The following is a 15449-nucleotide window of genomic DNA, read 5'->3' as shown; positions in this document are numbered from 1 at the left end:
ACCAGCGATCTGACATTGTTAAAGCCATTGATTGCTGGCACGACTATCAGCGGAGAAGGCCATGACGAGCTCACGTGATCACGACGAAACAGTCATTGCGATGATTCGGGACGACCCCGCATTCGCAGCGGAGTATTTGCGAATTGCATTTGAAGAATTGGACGAAGAAGGCGGCGATGCTGGCTTTCTTGCGGCGTTGAGACATGTTGTTGAAGCTCGAGGCGGCATAGCATTCATAGCAGAGAAAGCCGGAATACCTCATGAGAGCCTTCGTCGAGCGCTATCCCCCAAAGGAAATCCCACGTTGAAAACCATGCGCCAAGTGGTACATGCCACCGGGCTTACGTTCGCGGCAATCGCGTGACATTTACGCTACACGCCAACCCTTAAATCCACCCCCAACGCCCGAGCGAACGCCTTGACCAGCGGGCTCCGGGGGGCGTTGTGCCTCAGGATGAGGTTGACGGGCGTTTGTAGAAAGATCAGGTCGGGGCGCAGGGCGCGGAGTTGGCCGTCGCGGATCAGATTGCGCGCATAGTGTTCGGGGAGAAAGCCGATGAAGCGCCCGGTCAGGATCATCATGGCGACGGCTTCGACTTGGGAGGCGGAGGCGCACTGGCTGTCGGAATTGACGAAGCTCGCCTTGTCGCGATGGATCGCATAGCGGTGATTCACGATGTCGAAGGCGCGCAGGCTGTCGATGCTCAGGGCACTGTCGTCCGCCTCGAACAGCGGATGCCCCATTGCGCAATACGCGTGGGAGGTCTCTTCGTACAACTGGAAATAATCAAACTCTTCGCGCCGCTGATACACCGGCACGATACCAAGACTCACCCGTCCTTCGACCATGGCACGCTCGACTTCATCCAGTTGAGACGCTTGCAGGCGCAGTCTGACTTTGGGCGCTTCATCGCGCATTAGTCTAAGTGCGGCAATGAGCGGCGAACTTTTATCGGTCAGGGTGTTATCAATTACGCCGATACTCAAATCGCCAATCAACTCATTCTGCGCAGAACTAATCCGGTCGCGAAAACTGTCCACAGACGCGAACAATTCGATCGCCGCCTGATAGACCAGCTTGCCCTCTTCAGTGAGATGAAACCCTTCCCGGCCTCGTGTACAGAGGCGCATGCCGATGCGGATTTCAAGGTCCGAAATCTGCTTGCTGATGGCTGCGAGGCCCACATTCAGCTCATTCTGGGCGGCGCTGAAGCCACCCGCCTCGACCACGGCCTGAAACACCCGCAACAGCTTGAAGTCCATTCCGCTGAGAGTAAGAGGCGGGCGTATTCCCGGTTTAGGCGGCACGTTTCCAGAATTGGAAAGTGGAGTTTCCATAATGCTTATTGACCTCGCCTATTGGATTCAACAGGCTCTGACTCACAACAAAAACGTGCCCGGTTGATAATAATGAACACAGAAAAACCCGATTGGCAACCGCGCACGCGGTACTCTGCAACATAGGCAGAAAGCGGATCCAACATTAAATAACCTGACACTTTGATCAGGACTTTCAATTAGTAACTGCCCTCTATCCAGGACGATTCCATGCTGCAGCGGCGGGCCTACGTCGGGGCGGGGAGGCTGGGTAGGGTTGCCCAGATCAGGCAGGCGCGGTCTGCACACAGCTTCGGAGAGACACATGAATCAGAATCAGGCGGAGCAGCTGCAAGCCGAGCGCAGGAAGACCGAAAACGCGTTCGACATCACCCAGTACGAACACGTCCCACGCCGCTATTACGGGCGCATTTTCTTCGCGACCCTCATCATCGTTGCCCTCGCCGGCCTGGCCCGTGCGTTTGCCAACGGGCAGATCGAGTGGGGTTATATCGGCCAGTTCCTCACGTCCGAGGCCATTCTTTGGGGTCTGCTGAACACGATCATCATGTCGATTCTGGCGATGGTCCTCGGGGTGGTGATCGGCGTGATCACGGCCATCATGCGCATGTCGGCGAACCCGATTTTGCGTTACGTCGCGATCACCTACACCTGGCTGTTTCGTGGCACGCCGCTGATTTTGCAGCTGCTGCTGTGGTTTAACCTGGCGCTCATCTTCCCGGTCATCGGCATTCCCGGTGTGTTCGAGATCGATACGGTCAGCCTGATGACACCTTTCGTTGCCGCGCTACTGGGCCTGAGCATCAATCAGGGCGCGTACACCGCCGAGGTCGTGCGCGCAGGCTTGCTGTCTGTAGACACCGGCCAGTACGAGGCCGCCAAATCCATCGGCATGCCGCGCCTGCAGGCGCTGCGTCGGGTGATCCTACCCCAGGCGATGCGCGTGATCATCCCGCCGGTTGGCAACGAATTCATCAGCATGGTGAAGATGACCAGCCTTGCCAGCGTCATCCAGTATTCCGAATTGCTGCACAACGCGCAGAACATCTACTACGCCAACGCCCGGGTCATGGAGCTGCTGATCGTCGCGGGGATCTGGTACCTGGCGGTGGTGACTGTCCTCTCGTTCGGTCAAAGCCGGCTGGAGCTGCGCTTCGCCCGCGGCGCCGGCAAGCGTTCGTAAGTCAGGCCCAGGAGAATCAGCATGAGAAACATCGTCAAAGCCGTCGGCCTGAACAAATACTACGACCAGTTCCACGCCTTAAAAGACGTCAGCATTGAAGTCGAACAAGGCGAAGTCCTGTGCATCATCGGGCCCTCGGGCTCGGGCAAGAGCACCCTGCTGCGGTGCGTCAATCAGCTCGAAAAAATCGACAAGGGCGGTTTGTGGGTCGACGGCGAACTGGTGGGCTACCGCATCGTCGGCAATAAACTGCACGAACTGACGGACGCTCAGATCGCCCGTCAGCGTTTGAGCACCGGCATGGTGTTTCAGCGCTTCAATCTCTTCCCGCACATGACCGCGTTGCAGAACGTGATCGAAGGCCCGATCCAGGTGCTCAAGCGCTCGCCCAAAGAAGCCAATGAAGAAGCCACCGAGCTACTGGCCCGCGTCGGTCTGGCGGACAAGCGCCATTCCTATCCCGTGGAGCTCTCCGGCGGCCAGCAACAGCGTGTCGCGATCGCGCGCGCATTGGCGATGCGGCCCAAGCTGATGCTGTTCGACGAACCCACTTCCGCCCTCGATCCGGAGTTGGTGGGCGAAGTGTTGTCGGTCATGCGTGACCTGGCGCACAGCGGCATGACCATGATCGTCGTGACACACGAACTCGGTTTTGCCCGCGAAGTTTCCAACCGGATGGTGTTCATGGACGGCGGCCAGATTGTGGAGGCCGGCACCCCGGAAGACATTCTAATAAGCCCACAAAACCCAAGAACCCAAAGCTTCATTTCTGCCGTTCGCACTTAAACCAGAACAAACGAGAACGACCATGAAAAAGATCCTCATCCCCAGTTTGCTCGCCGGCCTGATGGCGTCCGCGTCGGTGTTCGCCGCGCTGCCCGCCAGCCTCAAGGAAAAGGGCGAAATCACCGCCGCCATCGTGCCGAATTACCCGCCGATGGATTTCAAAGACACCAGCACCAACACGCTGACCGGCCTGGACGTGGATCTCGGCAACGCCCTGGCCGAGCGCCTTAGCGTCAAGATCAAATGGCAGGAGACCGCTTTCGAGCAGATGGTCAGCGGCTTGGTCACCAAGCGCTTCGATATCATTCTGTCGGGCATGACCGACACAGCCGAGCGGCAGAAGTCGGTGACATTCATCGACTATTTCGCCAGCGGGCCGCAGCTGTACACGCTGACCAAAAACGCTGATCTGAATGAGCCCGCCGATCTGTGCGGCAAAAAAGTCGGCACCAGCCGCCGCACCACCTGGCCTGCGGAAATCGCGGGGTGGAGCAAGGAAAACTGCGAAGCGAAAGGCAAGCCGGCGATCATCGTCAGTGGCTCGGAAGGCTCGGCCGATGCTCGCGCGCAACTGCGTCAGGGCCGGCTCGACGCGGCGATGCAAGGCAGCGAAACCATTCCATACCTGATGTCCCAGGAGAAGGACACCTACAAGCCGCTCGGTCTGGCGATCTCGAAACAGTTCACCGGCCTGGGCGTCAGCAAGTCCAATCCTGAACTGGCGGCGGCCATCGCTGAAGCGATGCAGGCCATGGTCGACGACGGCACCTATGGCAAGATTTTGAAAAAATGGGAGCTGGAACAGGGCGCGGTGACCAAGGTCGGGATGAATCAGGGTAAGTAACAGGCGATCAAGCCAGCCCCGTCAGGGATGACTCGTCGTCTAGAATGCGGCGCTGTCGGGCAGCGTTTGTGGGAGCACCACCCCGGTCGCTCCCACAATGGGTCTGCTCCGAGGCTTGAACAAGGACGGAAAAACAACAGTGACCACCTACTCCCTCGTCATCCGCCGCTTGATGGTCTGCTCGTTGACCATCGTCATGAGCCGGGCGATGACCAGCCCGCTGCTGACGCTGTTCCTGAGCACAAGGCTGGGGCTCAATCAGCAAGACGTCGGGTTGCTGATGGGCATCGCGGTGTTCATCGCCACGCTGCTGGGCCTGTACGGTGGCTACATCATCGACCGGCTGGAAAAGCGCAAGTTGCTGATCCTGGCGATGCTGTCCAGTGCCGTCGGCTTCGCCCTGCTGACCTTCGCCCACAACGTCTATCTGACGACCCTCACGCTGGTGATCACTGAGACGGCCTCGGCGCTGTTCCTGATCGGCTCCAAAGCAATCATCAGCGAAAACCTGCCCATCGGGCAGCGTGCGAGGGTTTTCTCGCTGCGCTATACCCTCACCAACATTGGCTACGCCACCGGCCCGATGCTCGGCGTGGTCATTGCCGGGCACCTGCCACTGGCGCCGTTTTTCATCGCCAGTGCGATCGCGTTCTGCAGTCTTTTCCTGATGCTGGGCATACCGCGCACAGTCCCGGATACCGAGCACCCACCGCGCAGCTTTCTCGACACCCTGGTCACGCTGAAAAACGACCGCACGCTGATTCTGTTCACGGGCGGCAGCTTGCTCAGCACCATCGTGCATGGCCGGTATACGTTGTACCTGTCGCAGTTTCTGCTGGTCACGCACACGGCGGAACAGGCGCTGAAAATCCTGTCAGCCGTATTGGCGTGCAACGCGTTAACGGTCATTTTGATGCAGTACCAGATCGGCCGCTTTCTCAAACGCGAGCAGTTGCCGTACTGGATTTGCCTTGGCACCGCATTGTTTGCGATCGGCCTTGTCGGCTTCAGCTTTGCCGAAACAACCCTGGCCTGGTGCGCCGCAATGTTCGTTTTTACGTTGGGCGAGATGATCATCTATCCCGCCGAATACCTGTTCGTCGACACCATCGCACCGGATCACCTTCGCGGCAGTTACTTGGGTGCGCAGAATCTGGCGGCCTTCGGCGGAGCGTTAAGCCCGGTGATCTGCGGCTACTTATTGATCAACAGCCCCGCGCCGACCATGTTTTATGTCTTGGCGTGCCTGACCGCCATGGGCGGCACACTGTGCTTCCTGGCCGGGCGCCACGCGAAGCTCACTCACGCTGACCTCTCCCTCTGACGCCGTGCTCGGCCACCCGCGGCTCGTCAATTTGTCACTTTTCAAAACCCGCCCAAACAGGTGAGTATGTCCGGCCTAGAGCTGTCGGTCTGATCGGTCTTTACGAGACCCCTTGCAAGCCTGTCCCAGACTGTCCTGATTTCCACTTCCCTGACGAAAAGGATATCGAGCAATGAAATACCGCACCCTTGGCCAATCCGGCCTCCAGGTTTCAACGCTGACACTGGGCTCCATGATGTTCGGCGTGCAGACCGGCACCGAAGAATCCCTGCGCATCATCGACAAGGCCTGGGATGAAGGCGTCAACTTCATCGACACGGCCAACGTCTACAACGCCGGCCGGTCTGAAGAAATCGTCGGGGAGGCCATCGCCAGACGTCGCAGCGAGTGGGTTCTCGCCACCAAAGTCGGCAGCAGCTCGGGCAATACTGCACCGAACGCCAGCGGCCTGAATCGCAAGCACATCTTCAATGAAATCGAATCCAGCTTGCGTCGTCTCGACACCGATTACATCGATATCCATTACTTGCACAAGGAAGACCACAACACGCCACTCGAAGTGACCGTGTCGGCCATTGGCGATCTGATTCGCCAGGGCAAGATCCGGTACTGGGGCGTGTCGAACTTCCGCGGCTGGCGTATCGCGGAGGTGGTGAATGTGGCTCAGCGTCTGGGCGTCGACACACCGGTGATCAGCCAGCCGCTGTACAACATCGTCAACCGTCAGGCCGAGCTGGAGCAGATCACTGCGGCGAAGTTCTATGGTTTGGGCGTCGTGCCCTACAGCCCGCTGGCACGCGGCGTGTTGAGTGGCAAGTACGCGCCTGATGTAACGCCAGACAGCAGCACCCGCGCCGGCCGTCAGGACAAGCGCATCCTGGAAACCGAATGGCGCACCGAGTCCTTGCACATCGCCCAGAAACTGCAGGCGTACACCCAGGCCAAAGGCGTGGGGCTGGTGGAATTCGCCATTGCCTGGGTGCTGAACAATCAGGCTGTGACCTCTGCCATTGTCGGGCCACGTACCGAGGACCAATGGGACAGCTACACCAAAGCGCTCAGCGTGAACATCACGGCCGAAGACGAAGCGTTTATCGACTCCCTCGTTACACCCGGGCATGCGTCCACGCCGGGTTTCAATGACGTGCAGCATTTCGTGACGGGCCGCTATATCTGACGCCGTTCGGCCGTGAAGCCAGCCTCGCGTGCCGCAAAGACTTGCGTCACCGAGGCCGGGCAGCCCGTTCCCAATCCCCGATTGATGGCAATACCTCTACGCTCAATCCCTTGTAGAATGCCGCGCCGAGACAGCCCGCTAAACTTGTAGCAAAGTTTGACAAGGCCAGCAGCGGTCTCTAGTGTTTCATTGGATCCAATAACTGTTCAGCTGAAGAAGATCAAGCATGCGCAGGACTGAGAAAGAGCAATTTCTGCGGGAAACCCTGGGTGATGAGCAGCCGCCTGCGCATCTGGCGCGTGCCGTCATCGAAGAAAAACTGCGCAGCGCCATTCTTGAAGGACGCCTCCCGGCAGGCATCGCCCTGCGCCAGCAAGAGCTGGCGACACTTTTCGGTGTCAGCCGCATGCCCGTGCGCGAGGCGCTGCGTCAGCTGGAAGCTCAATCGTTGCTGCGCGTCGAGACCCACAAAGGTGCGGTCGTTGCCCCGTTGATCAATGAGGATGCTACGGACGCCTATGCGTTACGCATCCTGCTGGAGTCCGAGGCCCTGCGCCAGTCGATCCCGCTGCTGACCGATGAAGACATCAGCATGGCGCGTGGGTACATCGAACAGTTGGAGGTCGAAACCGATTACAGCATCATGGGCACGCTCAACCGCCAGTTCCACATGGCGCTGTATTCCAAGGCGCACAACACACGCCTGCTCAAACTGGTCGAGGACGGCTTGAACGAGGAAGAGCGCTTCTTGCGTTTCAATCTCAAGCAAATGAACCTGGGCAAGGTGTCCCAGCGCGACCACTACGAATTGCTGGAAAAGGCCGGCGCCGGTGATGTGGACGCCACCGTCGAGGCGCTGACTCACCACTTGAATCGTGGTGTTGAAGCCATCAATGCCTATTTGAGCGCCCGTAAGGCGGAAGAGGCAAAACCTGCGGCGGCCTCACGAAAACGTGCCGTCACCCAGTGACATTCGCTGTTTTTTCAACCTTGACCTTGCTCGCCACTGGCTAATCGGCCGATAAGCACAAGGGATCAACGAACGCCGTTCATGACGGCGTATGCGCCGAAGGACCCGGCTCCACGGTTATGACGCCTCTATCAAGGCTCGGGGAAGCTGAGTGCAAGCCGAAAAGAACAAATGGCTGATGGTTGTCAATTCTGGACAACCCGTCAGAACACGCCTGATTTGCTTTCCTCACGTAGGTGGCGATCCGGAGCATTTTCGTGACTGGTCCGAAGGCCTTGGGGATCACATCGAACTGGTAACGCTGCGCCTGCCCGGCCATGGCAGCCGGCTCAAGGAAACGCCCTACGATCAGTGGGCGCCCTTGCTGCAAGACACCTTCCTCGCGTTGCAGCCCTACCTGAGCGAACCCCACGCATTTTATGGCCACAGCTTTGGCGGTCGTGTCGCTTATGAAATGGCCAGGCTGGCGCAGCATCATTACCCGAATCTGACGCGTCACCTGTTCATTTCCGGCTGCCGCAGCCCTGACAGCCGACAACCCTGGCCGTTTTTGCACACGCTGCCGCAGGACGATTTCATTCAAGCGCTGATCAGGCTGGGCGTGCTCCCGAACACGTTCGCCCAGGATAAGAAACGCCTGAAGCTGCTGGAGGCTGTCGTGCGCAGCGACGTAAAGCTGTCTGAAATCTGGTCGCACCGCGCAGACGAGGGCCTGGACATCCCGTTGACCGGTCTGTACGGCAGCGATGATCCGGTCGCCACAGCCGCCAGCATGATGAAGTGGCGGGAGTTCACACGTCGCGAGTTCGAACTGATCGAAGTGCGCGGCACTCATGACTTCCTCAGCTCGCAACGCGACCGCCTGCTGCACATCATCAACACGCACCTCGGCTTGCTGGGCGGCTGAACGGAAACCGCCGCCCACTCCATCTGCATCGACTCCTTACCCCCTCCCCCTGAAGCCTCCTACGACTAAAAGCCGGCCCTCCCACGCTCGGGCCGCGGCTTATGCACCTATCGTGAAACTTGGTCGTCGTTGACGCGGTGTACCGGTGTGTTCAGGCAAACTCGAACGACGAATCGGTCTGCAGCCGATTCAGGGAAAGCAGTTCTCATGGAGCGGCAAAAGGAGCATTGCCCTGGGCGGAGACATTGAAGTGAAACCCTGAATGTCGCCCAAACCAAAAATTCTCAAAAACTGTATTAACCCGATTAAGCGCAACGCTGAACGAGGTATTCGTTCATTCATTTCAATTCTGGCCTTAATGGGCCGGAAGGGTTGCGCTCGCCCCAATAAAACTTCACTCAGAAGTTTTATTACCGTCTCTCACGCCCGATTTATATAGGCTGTTAATTATATTAAAAAGTATTTGCGGAACCCTTTGAAACTGTTCTAACGTTTTCTGGCCGCCAACGTTTAAGGGCTATTCGCCCACACACGTAGGGCAGCGAGGGCATAGGCCAAGTGCGCATGCCCGATTCCAGCCTGCACGATTGTTGATCACACACGAAATAAGGTTTGCGGCCTTTTATTGCCCGAGATTAATGGGAGTGATGTTATCCGTTGTTTGCACGGCAACTTAAGACGACCACCCGCTGTGGCAGTTAAAAGAAATGCTGACACACTTAATCTACCAAGGACGTGAAAATGGACAGTCTCAAACAGCAACTTATTGCAAAAAAATCAGCACTTAGCGCGCACCCTGTTTTTTCCGAAATTAATTCACTGCACGTCCTGCAGCGCTTCATGGAGGTGCATGTGTTCGCGGTCTGGGACTTCATGTCACTCACCAAACGGCTGCAACAGGAACTGACGTGCACCCGGCTGCCCTGGCTGCCACCGCGAGACCCGAAGGCAGCGCGGCTCATCAATGAAATCGTGTTGGGTGAGGAGTCCGACGACCGGCCGGGACGCCACGATCATTACAGCCACTTCGAACTGTATCTGGATGCCATGCGAGAAGTCGGCGCCAGTACGGCCCGCATCGAGCATTTCGTCGAACTGTTGCACGAAGGCATTCACTACAACACCGCGCTCGACAGCGTCGGCGCAGGCCGAGCGGCCACGCACTTCGTCCGCGACACGCTCGACATTGCTTTGAATGCACCGGCGCATTGCGTAGCGGCCGCGTTTCTGCATGGGCGCGAGAGTGTTATCCCGCAGATGTTTCAGCGAATTCTCGACGACTGGGGCATCACGGCCGACAAGGCACCGACCTTTAGCTACTACCTGGAACGCCACATCGAGGTGGACTCCGAAGACCACGGCCCGGCTGCGGAATCATTGCTGGCCAGGCTAGTCGCCGGCAATGAACAGCACCAGCGCGAGGTGTATGCCGCTGCCATTGCCGCCGTTGATAGCCGCATGGCGCTTTGGGACGCCCTGCAACACACCCTGCGTGAGACGGCGCGGGAAGTCAGCGCGTGAGCCCCTCCCGCCTCCGCAACCCAGAAGCCCTCCACACAAGGACGCCATCATGAAAGCCGAAGACTACATGTCATTCGTCGATGCCTGGGAAGGCCGCGCGACGATTCGGACACGCCCGCGCCGCATCGTCGAAAACGACGAAAAACTGATCTACCCGCTCAGCCGCCAGCCATTGGTGCTCAGCGAGACGTTCACCCGTGAATGCGCCCATCTGCGCGATCTGGCGCTGGTGCAGAGCCTGTACAAGTTCATCAACGACGTGGTGATTTTCGAGACTGAAATCGTTGACAAGACCGCGCGAAGCATCGCCAAAGACAACTTCGCAATCCGCTTTCCCTTCGCTTGCCGCTACGACGCCATGACCGTGGTTGTCGATGAGGATTACCACGCACTGGTGGCGATGGACTTCATGCAGCAAACCATCGCACTCACTGGCATCCAGCCAATCCCGTTGCCACAGGAAATCGAACTCAGCAGGGCCATCCCCGCTGCTCTGGCATTGGCGCCAGGCCACTTGCGCAGCGCAGTCGAGCTCATCTGCGTGGCGATTGCCGAGAACACCGTGACCAACGACGTGGCCGCGTTCGCCAAAGACGACACGGTGAAGCAATCCGTCAAAGGCCTCATGGCGGACCACCTGCTCGATGAAGGACGGCACTCCGGTTTCTGGTCGCGCCTCGTCAGGATCTACTGGCACACAGCGCCCGAACAGGACAAGCAGCTTATCGCGCAGATCCTGCCTGTGTTCATTGCTCAGTATTTGACCAATGACATCCAGAAGTCCTTCGACTTCGTGCTGATCGACAGCCTGCCGGTCGCAGAGCCGATCAAGCAGGCGCTGAGGGAAGAAACGCAGGCGATGTGCTTTCCGATCAATCGCCACCATCCGTTGGTGGGCAACATCATGCGTTTCTTTACCTCCAGCTCGATGCTCGATTCCCCCTGCGTCCAGCATGCCCTTGCCGACTATCTACCGGTCGGAGGCTCGCAATGAAGCGCCTGGAGATTGTGCTCATCGGTCATAGCCGGACGATGAGTGAGCTGAGTTCAGAACTGAACGCCCACGGGCATCTGATTCACCACCTGCGCGACGAGGCAACGCTGAAGCTGAGCGCACCGCAGAACGCGTCGATCCTCATCGACGACGGTACGCTGGACCTGCCCCGCGCAGAGCTGGGCGTGTTCGAGACAGCCGTTCATCTCGGCCTCCGGGTAGGACTGACACCGGTGAGCGAGCGGGCGCTGCCTGAGCTGGAAATAGTGTGCTGGCTCGGGACGGCTACGGCTCAGCGCTTGATCGCGCGCCATACCGTGGCTGCCACGCTTTCCGGCAACGGACGCGTCTTGCGGGACGCGGCGGTCGCAACGCTGGTGGACAACGTTGCCATGCTGATCAGCCGGTTCTCGCGCGATACCGAGTACTTTGCACGCGCCGAGCGCGTCGACCCGCCGCACAGTGGACGCCAGGAAAGCCTGCTGCAACTGGACCGGTTGGCCTTCGAGCACTGTTTCAACTTTACCGCGGCGCCGGAATTGCTGCGCGTTGCCGAGCAGACGCTGATCGCACGACTGGACCGGAGCTTCAGCCAATTCGCCGGACGCATTGCGCTGAGTATCGACGGCGAGCGCATCAGCTATGACCAACTGCGGGCACACAGCGTCGCGATCCAGTCGCAGATACAGGCCATGCGGCCGCACGCATCAGCTGAACCGGTGGTGATTGGCATTTGTATGCCGAAGTCTGCGGCGCTGTTCGCCGGGATCCTCGCCATTCTGGGCAACGGAGCGGTGTATCTACCATTGGACCCCAGCCAGCCTCTGCAGCGTCAGCAGTACATCCTCGAAAACGCACATGCCGTATTACTGCTGCACAATGGCAGTCACCCGCTGGCGGGCGTTGTTGTGCCGGGGCTGGATATCAGCTGCATCGAGATCGTGCCGACGGCGCAGTCGCTGATGCGCTATCGCCCAGAGACCGACGCGCCATGCATGGCGCTGTACACCTCGGGTACGACCGGACACCCGAAAGGCGTAATGCTCAGCCAACGCAACCTTAGCCACTTCACGGTCTGGTACGCAGACTATGTCGAGCTCTCCGAGCACAGCCGGGTACTGCAGTTCTCAACACTGAGTTTCGATTCCTCGGTCATCGACATCTTCCCGACGCTGCTCAGCGGCGCTGAACTGATCGTGGCGAGCGATGACCAGCGTCGTGATCCGCTGCAACTGTTCGAGCTGCTGGATCAGAATCTCAGCCACGCGTTTCTGCCGCCTGCCTTGTTGAGCATCCTGCCGATTGACCGACCGCTGAAGCTCAAGCACTTGTGCACCGGCGGTGATGTCTGCGAGCCCTACGTGATTGAACGCCTGGCAGCGCAATGTCACTTCCATAACCTGTACGGCCCCACTGAGGCCACCGTGCTGATCACTGCCGGCCAGTTTCAACTCGGCGGCAGCAACCGCAACCTGGGTCGCCCGATTGCTAACAGCCAGGTCCTGATTCTCGACGAGGACATGCAGCCTGTCGCGGACCAGACGCCCGGCGAGCTCTACATCGTCGGTCCGGGCGTGTGCCTGGGTTACATCAACAACCCTGAGCTCACCGATGACCGCTATGTGCATGTCACTCTGGGTGATGGCCAAAGTATTCGGGCTTACCGAACCGGGGACATCGGCAAATGGACGAGCGAAGGCATCGAGCTGTCCGGGCGACGTGACAACCAAGTGAAGATCCGTGGATTCAGGGTCGAGCCTGAGGAGATCGAGCACTGCCTGCGCGACAGACAGCTGTACCGCCAAGTCGCGGTAGTGATTGACGACCAGCGACGCATCCTGGCTTTTCTCGCGCAACCGCACGGCGCAGAACCGGACGCCGCTCGGCGTTTGCTCAAGGACCATGTCGCCGCTATGTTGCCCGACTATATGCGGCCGACCGCCTACACGGAGTTGGCGAGCATGCCGTTTGCCAGCAACGGGAAGGTTGATCGCAAGGCACTGTTGCAGTTGCCCGTGAACATGCTCGAGCAAGCGCCGCGTCGTTTACCCGATAGCGAAAGCGAGAGGCTGCTCCTGACCTTGTGGGCGGACCTGCTGGAACTTCCGCCCGGCGAAATCTCGACCGACGAGAGCTTCTTCAATTTGGGTGGCCACTCGATTCTGTTGTCGCAGATGCTGCTGGGTATCCGCGAACGGTTCGGCCGCAGCATCCCTATCAATCGCTTCATCGAGGCACCAACGCTGACCAATCTGGCGTCACTGCTCGACAGCGACGGCACCACCTCATGGACCGTCAGCCCGCAAGCGTTCCTAGATGGTTCGGCGCCCTTCGAGCTGCCCGTACTGCCGGTGGAGCGCATGGGCGACGTGCACAAAGTCATCGTCACCGGCGCCAACGGATTTCTCGGTGTTCACATCGTCGAAGCGCTGTTGGCGTGGGGCGCAACCGAGGTTGCCTGTCTGGTGCGTGAAAACGCAGGGATGACCGCGCAGGATCGCTTTATTCAGGCACTGCGCGAAAACCGTCTTGAGCATCTGGATCTGGCGCGAGTACGGGTCTATGCCGCCGACGTCACACGGCCACAGCTTGGATTGAGCAACGAGGTGTACGAGCGGCTTGATCGCGAGTTTGGCGCGCTGGTGCATAACGCCGCCAACGTCAACCACGTCCAGGATTACGAGACCCTGGCCAAAGATAACGTCGAGCCCATCTTCGAATGCCTGAAGCTGTGCGAAGGGCGCAGCAAGAAGGTGTTCAACTTCGTATCGACGCTGTCTGCCTCAAGCGCCGTCGGGGCTGACGGTCGCGTCCTCGAAGCGCCTGCTGCCGAGACACCGCCCATCTACATCAAGAACGGCTACAACCTTTCCAAGTGGGTCGCCGAGCGCATCCTGCAGCAAGCCAGGGGGCGAGGCGCGTGGGTAAACATCTACCGGCCCGGCAATATCGCGTTCAATAGCACGACGGGGGTCTGCCAGCCGCACAAAAACCGCTTGATGCTGATGCTCAAGGGTTCGATGCAACTGGGCCAGGTCCCGGACTTCACCATGACCTTCGATTTGATGCCTGTCGACTTCCTCGCCCGATTCATCGCATTCCACGCCAGTCGTTACCAGCCATCCCATGCAGTCTTCAACCTCCATAACCCGGAGCCATTGAGCTGGAGCAATTACGTCAGCGCGTTCCGTGAAGCGGGCAGTGATTTCGAAATGGTCAGCGTCAGTGAATGGCAAACCCAGCTGAAACGTGTGAACAGCGAGAACGCTTTATTCGGCGTGCTCGGTTTTTATCTCGACGGGTTGGAGGAAGACATCGGAGACATATCAATGATCGCGTATCAGAACGCCCATGCGGGTGTTCAACGGATGGGCGAATGCTACCCCTCAAAAACCCCGGCGCTGCTTCGCAAGGGCTGCGATTACCTGAAAGAGATTGCTTTCATCTGATACACCCCAACGCAACATCCCCTTTAGTTATGGAGAACAACATGAACGCTATTCAGCCGCTCAACACCCTTGGCTCCCTGTCGCCCGATACGCTGATTACCAATCCTGGCGGGGAACCGGTGGTGTCTGCTATCTCGATAAACGCACCGGCGCGTGAGGTCTGGAAGGTCGTGGGCGATTTCGGTGGTTTCACTCAATTCATTCCGGAGCTTGCGAGCATCGAAGTGATTGGTAACGGTCCTGGCTCAGTCCGTTACAAGAAATTCAAGGAAGGTGGTCTGGTGGTTATCGAACAACTCAATTCGTACGACGATAACGCGATGGCTATGACATGGACAACCATCTACAACAACCTAGGCGTCAGCAAGCTCTGGGCCTCAATGACGGTTGTCCCCAAGGACAGTGTCAGCTGCGTTGCTACTTGGGCGATCATTGCCGAGCCTGTGGACAACGGCTCGACGAGCGTTGAGGGCTTCAGAGAGTTTTTGCAGGGCTTTGCTGATGGTGCGATGAAGAACGTGCCAAGAGCCGTGATGCCCTCATAGCAGAAGCCTGCGGAGCTTCAGTGCCGGTGGCCTAAACGACAAAACCCCAGTCTGCGTAAGCAGACTGGGGTTTCGGAATTCAATCTTGACGATGACCTACTCTCACATGGGGAAACCCCACACTACCATCGGCGATGCACCGTTTCACTGCTGAGTTCGGGATGGGATCAGGTGGTTCCAGCACTCTATGGTCGTCAAGAAATTCTGTAGCCGACCCGTTACTGACGTAACGTTCCAGCGAAAATGTATGACCTTCACTTAAAACAAAACCCCATCTGCTTTCGCAAATGGGGTTCTGGAATTTAATCTTGACGATGACCTACTCTCACATGGGGAAACCCCACACTACCATCGGCGATGCATCGTTTCACTGCTGAGTTCGGGATGGGATCAGGTGGTTCCAACGCTCTA

Annotated in this window: 13 protein-coding genes and 2 rRNA genes; 12 read left to right on the top strand and 3 right to left on the bottom strand. The window is 58.5% G+C overall.

Translation table 11 applies throughout. The annotated features are described in order from the left end of the window. Positions 1-61 precede the first annotated feature (61 nt). Positions 62-364 carry a DNA-binding protein gene (locus BBI10_RS18465; protein ID WP_065990926.1) on the top strand — a complete coding sequence of 101 codons (303 nt, stop codon included), beginning with the start codon at positions 62-64 and terminating at the stop codon, positions 362-364. 8 nt (positions 365-372) lie between these two features. Here the strand turns inward: BBI10_RS18465 and BBI10_RS18460 are convergent, their stop codons facing one another. Continuing rightward, the gene (locus BBI10_RS18460; protein WP_065990924.1) at positions 373-1338 is read right to left on the bottom strand and encodes a LysR family transcriptional regulator; all 966 of its coding nucleotides are present in this window, start codon (positions 1336-1338) and stop codon (positions 373-375) included. A 304-nt stretch (positions 1339-1642) separates the two neighbouring features. Here BBI10_RS18460 and BBI10_RS18455 point away from each other — a divergent pair, with 304 nt between their 5' ends. The 11 genes from BBI10_RS18455 (at position 1643) to BBI10_RS18405 (ending at position 15038) form a co-directional block, all read left to right on the top strand. Beyond that, positions 1643-2521 (top strand): amino acid ABC transporter permease, encoded by an 879-nt coding sequence (locus BBI10_RS18455; protein WP_065990922.1) that lies wholly within the window; start codon positions 1643-1645, stop codon positions 2519-2521. Between the two features lie 21 nt (positions 2522-2542). Then, the gene (locus BBI10_RS18450) at positions 2543-3307 is read left to right on the top strand and encodes an amino acid ABC transporter ATP-binding protein (RefSeq protein WP_065990920.1); all 765 of its coding nucleotides are present in this window, start codon (positions 2543-2545) and stop codon (positions 3305-3307) included. 22 nt (positions 3308-3329) lie between these two features. After that, the gene (locus tag BBI10_RS18445) at positions 3330-4151 is read left to right on the top strand and encodes an ABC transporter substrate-binding protein (RefSeq protein WP_065990918.1); all 822 of its coding nucleotides are present in this window, start codon (positions 3330-3332) and stop codon (positions 4149-4151) included. 139 nt (positions 4152-4290) lie between these two features. Continuing rightward, the gene (locus BBI10_RS18440; RefSeq protein WP_065990916.1) at positions 4291-5475 is read left to right on the top strand and encodes an MFS transporter; all 1185 of its coding nucleotides are present in this window, start codon (positions 4291-4293) and stop codon (positions 5473-5475) included. Between the two features lie 172 nt (positions 5476-5647). Next, the gene (locus tag BBI10_RS18435; RefSeq protein WP_065990914.1) at positions 5648-6652 is read left to right on the top strand and encodes an aldo/keto reductase; all 1005 of its coding nucleotides are present in this window, start codon (positions 5648-5650) and stop codon (positions 6650-6652) included. A gap of 226 nt (positions 6653-6878) precedes the next feature. After that, positions 6879-7622: a GntR family transcriptional regulator gene (locus BBI10_RS18430; RefSeq protein ID WP_065990912.1), complete on the top strand. Its 744-nt coding sequence runs from the start codon at positions 6879-6881 to the stop codon at positions 7620-7622. Between the two features lie 178 nt (positions 7623-7800). Then, positions 7801-8529 (top strand): thioesterase II family protein, encoded by a 729-nt coding sequence (locus BBI10_RS18425; RefSeq protein WP_244160396.1) that lies wholly within the window; start codon positions 7801-7803, stop codon positions 8527-8529. A gap of 741 nt (positions 8530-9270) precedes the next feature. Next, complete coding sequence (locus BBI10_RS18420) at positions 9271-10050, top strand: DUF3050 domain-containing protein (RefSeq protein WP_065990908.1); 780 nt, start codon at positions 9271-9273, stop codon at positions 10048-10050. 49 nt (positions 10051-10099) lie between these two features. Continuing rightward, entirely contained in the window at positions 10100-11044 is a 945-nt protein-coding gene (locus BBI10_RS18415; protein ID WP_065990907.1) for a diiron oxygenase, read from the top strand. Next, complete coding sequence (locus BBI10_RS18410; protein WP_065990906.1) at positions 11041-14493, top strand: non-ribosomal peptide synthetase; 3453 nt, start codon at positions 11041-11043, stop codon at positions 14491-14493. Before BBI10_RS18415 ends, BBI10_RS18410 begins: the two co-directional genes overlap by 4 nt. A 41-nt stretch (positions 14494-14534) precedes the next feature. Further along, positions 14535-15038 (top strand): SRPBCC family protein, encoded by a 504-nt coding sequence (locus tag BBI10_RS18405; RefSeq protein ID WP_065990900.1) that lies wholly within the window; start codon positions 14535-14537, stop codon positions 15036-15038. An 83-nt stretch (positions 15039-15121) separates the two neighbouring features. Here the strand turns inward: BBI10_RS18405 and rrf (BBI10_RS18400) are convergent. Together rrf (BBI10_RS18400) and rrf (BBI10_RS18395) are read right to left on the bottom strand one after the other, a co-directional pair. After that, a 5S ribosomal RNA gene (rrf, locus tag BBI10_RS18400) occupies positions 15122-15237 on the bottom strand. Between the two features lie 107 nt (positions 15238-15344). Then, positions 15345-15449, bottom strand: a 5S ribosomal RNA gene (gene rrf, locus BBI10_RS18395); the annotation flags it as partial.

It is taken from the genome of Pseudomonas graminis (assembly GCF_001705435.1).
GTDB classification, from domain to species: domain Bacteria; phylum Pseudomonadota; class Gammaproteobacteria; order Pseudomonadales; family Pseudomonadaceae; genus Aquipseudomonas; species Aquipseudomonas graminis_B.
This window is presented reverse-complemented; position numbering and strand designations above follow the sequence as displayed.